We start from the raw sequence: 5,000 nt of genomic DNA on the forward strand, positions 1-5,000 counted from the left end.
CTTCCCCGCGATCACGGGCTCAGCGCGCGCATCAAAGGGCATAATCGAGCCGCGCCTATGACCACAGACCGACCTGGAGTCCGTCTTTCGTGAGAATCAGGTGCCCTTCCCATACTGGATATCGGGGCGTCGGACTCGCGCCGCACTTGGAGTGATCTGGCGAGGCAATTCCCCATACACTCGACCACGCGATTGAACAGACTTCAGTCTGCAATGGCGTTCTCCGGCGAATACCGCCGGCAAGAGTGCCCTTCAGGGCTATCGACAGCATTCTGGATGCTGAAAAAACTATGCGTGATCTCATCGGGACCCATCGCATTAGTCTCGAGAAGCTGCTATTGTTCCGAGCGTGTCGAATTTCGAACGTGAAATGTCCGCAGCTGTCAAAGACGTGCAGCGTAGCGTCTTTCTGGAGCTGATTCGTTCGCACCCCGAGATGACCCTGGCCGAGCTCTCCAAGCTCAGCAAGGGCCAGTTTTCGGGACTCTTGTCGAGCATCACCGTCGGGGACGTCATCAACATGAGTGCTGATTCGGCCGAGGCGCCAGCTTCGGCTGACGATTCCGCGCCCTCGTTGGCCGAGGAGGTCAATACGCGCACCGCCGCCGGCCGGCGAGAATACGACGCCCGGGTGCTCGAATTCGTCGAGAACGCGCCCGAGCCGGTGTCGGCAACGGAGATCCGCAATGTCGTGGGCGGCACCTCCCTCCAAGTTCGCAAGTCCGTCGCCCGGCTCATCGAGGCCGAGCGGGTGACCTGGCAGGGCAAGGCCCGCGGGACCCGCTACAGCGCGCTGTGACAAGCCCTGGCCCGCCTCGGACGAAGCCTCCCAGACCGGGAGCCGAGGTTGGTCGGACACCATGAGACGAGAGAAGTCGGCGCCGTGGCAACGCCGGCTTTTTTCGTGGGCTCCCGCTGGCGCGCGGGGCGTGCTAGCGTGCGCAGCGGGAGCGAGCGTTGGCGGGCAACGACGAGGGCGAACCCAACGATAAAGAGGCCGTGGATGAGACTCCGGCCCCGCCCAAGGAAGCTGCGCAGCGCCACGCGACCCTGATTGGATTCGCGCCGCCGGTTCAGGAGGGTGAGGATGGGCCTGCAGCGGATGCGGCTCCGACGGTCCAGCCCCAGGCCCACACCGCGCCGATGGCCGTGCCGGCGCCTCCACAGGTTGGAGAGACGCCCAAGCCCGCGGCCCCGCCCAAAGTCGCTGCCCCGCCCAAAGTCGCTGCCCCGCCCAAAGTCGCTGCCCCGCCCAAAGTCGCTGCCCCGCCCAAAGTCGCTGCCCCGCCCAAAGTCGCTGCCCCGCCCAAAGTCGCCCCGCCCAAAGTCGGGCCCGCTGGCGTGGGCGATGCGCCCTCCGCCCCGCCCACGCCGCCGAAGACCCCCCCGACGCCCGAGCCCTCGGCCGAGCTCGAGATCGACTTCGAGAGCGTCGACAGCCTCGAGCTCGACCCCCAGCTCCTCGCGCGCTCGCGGCCCATCACCAGCGAGACCCAGAGCGCGGCCTCCCGGTCCTACCAGGGGCGACGCAAGCGACACTCGGCCGGGGTGCACCAATCGCTGGCGGGGATGTCCCTGCGCGAGGACACGGGGGCCCACGAGGCGGTGCCGCCCCCGAGCCCGCCCAAGCCCAAGCCCCCGCAGCCGAGCACGGGCCCTCGCCCCAAGCGACAGCCCGCCCGCACGGGGACCTACGAAAACGTCGGCACCCGACGCTGGAGCACGCGCTCGCTCGAGTCCCTGGTCCGCGCGACGCTGCGCACCGGCGTCCACATGCCCGTCGGCGGCGACCCTGCAGCCCGGGACGACGCCTCGGCCGACGCGAGCCCAGACGAGCAGGCCAAGCCGGACACGCGCACGGGCTTCCACAAGCCGCTCCCGCCCCAGCGCAAGATCGTCCACCTGTGGGAGGAGCTCGGCCTGCGCCTGGGCCAGCGCGTCGCCGAGGCCGTGGGCGACGACCACCTCTACCTGCTCTTGATGGCCGTCGTCGTCGGCGTCGCCAGCGGGGCCGCGGCCGGTCTCCTCCTGTTGTGGATCGCGCGCGCCGTCGAGATCTTCCCGGCGGTCGGCAACGCCTTCCCGAGCTTCGGCTGGATCTACCTGATCCTCGCCCCCGCCCTCGGCGGCCTGCTCGTGGGGGGTCTGCGCGCCCTCGCGCGGCGCACCCTCGGCGACATCCCCGAAGGCATCCCCGCGGTCATCGAGGCCGTCGGCCACCAAAAGAAGCTCAGCGGACGGGCGGGCTCGCTGCTCGGCCTCGGCACGGGCATCACCATCGCGTCCGGCGGCTCCGTCGGTCACGAAGGCCCGACCGTGGCGATCGGCGCGACCGTGGGCTCCGTGCTCGCGCGCTTTTTCGGCCTCCGCATGCGTCGGCAGACGACCATGCTCGGCGCGGGCTGTGCGGCCGGACTCGCCGCGGCCTTCAACGCCCCCCTCGCGGGCGTCATCTTCACCGTCGAGGTCGTGTTCAAGCGCAGCATCGGGACCACCTTGGGCTCGATGTCCGTGTTCACGCCGCTGATCGTCGCCGCGGTCGCCGGCACCTTCACCTCCCACGCGATCTTCGGCGAGCGGACCGAGCTCGTCACCCCGGGCGACGTCGAGGGCGAGCGCATCCTCGCCGAGATGATCTTCTTCCTCGCCCTCGCGGTCATCGCGGGCCTGCTGAGCCCGCTCATGAGCCGCGCGATCCTGTTCAGCTCCGACCTGTTCGAGCGGCTGAAGATCCCCGACTGGACCAAGCCCGCGATCGGCGGCCTCGGGGTCGGCCTGCTCGGCACCTTGCTGTTCACGGATCTCCTCGGCCCCGGCCGCGACACCGTCTTCGAGGCCCTGCACAGCGAGCTCGCGTGGCAGATCGCCCTGGCCTTCGCCTTCCTCAAGATCTTCGCCACGGCGCTGACGATCGGCTCTGGCGGAATGGGCGGCGTGTTCATGCCCTCGCTCGTCATCGGCGCCTGCGTCGGGACCAGCGTCCACGCCCTCGCCCAGCTGGTGTTCGGCGAGCACGTCAGCCAGCCGGCCGCCTACGCCCTGGTCGGCATGGGCGCCTACCTCGGGGCCACCTTGCGCGCGCCGCTCACTCCGATCGTGATGATCTTCGAGCTCACCGGGGACTACGGGCTGATCCTCCCGCTGATGTTCGCGTGCATCCTCTCCGCCTTCGTCGCCGGCCGGGTCGAGGCCGACACCCTCTTCGACCTCAGCCTGCGCAAGCGCGGCAACGCCGAGCTCCTCGACAACGACGACACGGCCTTCATGCAGCGCGGGCGAGTGGGCGACCTGATGGTCCGGCCCGACCACATGCTGCGGGTCAACTCGAGCTTCGACGAGGTCCAGCGCGCCGCCCTCGTCGAGGACTCCCCGACCCTCTACATCGTCGACGAAGACGAGCGCGTGACCGCCGTGCTCGACAGCCGGACCCTGGCCGCGCGGGCGCTCCGGGGCGAGATCGACGAACAAGCCTCCGCGGGCGAGCTCGCCGCGTCCGAGCGTCCCACCCTGCTCGTCCCTCAGGACACCCTCGCCGGCGCGATGATGGCCTTCGCCCGCTCGGGCCGCGACGTGCTCCCGGTCGTCGACGCCGAGCGGCGCATCCTCGGGCTGCTCGAGCGCACCGACCTCATGGCCCACTACAGCGAGCACGTGCTCGAGCAGCAGCAGGCCGAGCTCCTCGTCCACGGCGGCGGCGGCCTCGACCACGAGGTCAACCTGGGCATCGGCGTGACCCTCGAGCGCGTGGTCGTGGGCCGGGCCTGGGCCGGGCGGAGCCTGGCGCAGCTCAACCTGCGCAAGCTCGTGCAAGTTCAGGTGCTCGAGTGGCAGCGGGGCGAGCGGCTGCTCGACCTCGATCCGCACGCGCCCCTACGCGAGGGAGACATCCTCGCCCTCGCCGGCAGCCGCGAGGCCCTGCTCGCCGCCCGCTGGGTCGAGTAGCTGCCCCGAGCAGAGCTCAGAGGGTTGGCCACGCCGTCCCTGCTCCACGTCCACGACTCAGAGGGTCGGCCTCAGATCATGAACGAATCCACGCCCCCTTCAGGGGGCGAAGAAAGCCCACGCGGAGGCTGCGAGGGCAAAGCAGGCTCAAGCCTCGAGGGTGAAGTAGACAAGCTTGATGACCCGCTCCCCCAGGCGCAGCTGGGTCCGGGCCAAGAGCACGCCGTCCCCGAGCTCGCGGATCTCCCCGACGACCAGGCGGACGGCTCGAGGGTTGGCCGCGACGTCGTATTCGAGCCGCGTGACCGGGCCTTCCCCGGCCAGCGAGGCCACGTCCTCGCGGACGAGGTAGCGAGCGAAGCGGAGGCTGTGATCCGGCAGCAACCAGGCGTCCGAGCCGAACTCGCCCTCGAAGCTCTTTCCGCGCCACACGGGGAGCTCGTTGACCACCCGCAGCAGCGCCGCTCGGACCGGGCTCGGGAGCCAGTCCACCCCGGGCGCGCCGACGACCTTGCCTCGAAGATCACCTTGCAGCTGCCCCAGCGGCACCGGCTCGAGGCTCTCGAACACGGCGTCGATCTGGGCCAGGCTCATGCGGGCCAGGCCCGTCGAGTCGATGGCGTGGGTCGCCCCCCCACCGCGAGTCTGAAGCTTGGCCTCGGCCGCCACGCGGCGAAGTGTGCCAAAGCCCAGCGCAGGGACCAAACTCAGCGCTGCATTCTCGCCGAGAACCAATAAAAGAAGCCCCGGACCTTTCGGTCCGGGGCATAGATCTGGCGGCGACTTACTCTCCCACAGGGTGGCCCCTGCAGTACCATCAGCGCTGGAGGGCTTGACTACCGAGTTCGGGATGGGATCGGGTATGGCCCCTCCGCCATGACCACCAGAAAACATTCAGTAGGCTCGACAGCTCCAAAGAGCTAGCGCCTACCGGGCGACCGAGTACGTCAGACTCTCCGCGCACCGTCCCTTCCAGGACAGCGGGAGAATCCACCGTAGCTTTCAACTTGCACATTTCCGTGTAAGGCGTGTGTCGCTCGGAACCTCGAATCCGACTG

General features: G+C 69.4%; 3 protein-coding genes and 1 rRNA gene. 2 read left to right on the forward strand and 2 right to left on the reverse strand.

Features of this window, described 5'->3' with window-relative positions:
* Positions 1 to 349: 349 nt before the first annotated feature.
* Entirely contained in the window at positions 350 to 799 is a 450-nt protein-coding gene (locus PPSIR1_RS37580; protein ID WP_157596396.1) for a hypothetical protein, read from the forward strand.
* Positions 800 to 1,341: 542 nt separating this feature from the next.
* The gene (locus tag PPSIR1_RS37585) at positions 1,342 to 3,942 is read left to right on the forward strand and encodes a chloride channel protein (protein WP_006976522.1); all 2,601 of its coding nucleotides are present in this window, start codon (positions 1,342 to 1,344) and stop codon (positions 3,940 to 3,942) included.
* Between the two features lie 147 nt (positions 3,943 to 4,089).
* Here the strand turns inward: PPSIR1_RS37585 and PPSIR1_RS37590 are convergent, their stop codons facing one another.
* Entirely contained in the window at positions 4,090 to 4,611 is a 522-nt protein-coding gene (locus PPSIR1_RS37590) for a hypothetical protein (protein WP_006976523.1), read from the reverse strand.
* A gap of 102 nt (positions 4,612 to 4,713) precedes the next feature.
* Positions 4,714 to 4,830 (reverse strand): 5S ribosomal RNA (gene rrf / locus PPSIR1_RS37595).
* Positions 4,831 to 5,000 lie beyond the last annotated feature (170 nt).

The organism is Plesiocystis pacifica SIR-1, from assembly GCF_000170895.1.
Lineage (GTDB): Bacteria > Myxococcota_A > Polyangia > Nannocystales > Nannocystaceae > Plesiocystis > Plesiocystis pacifica.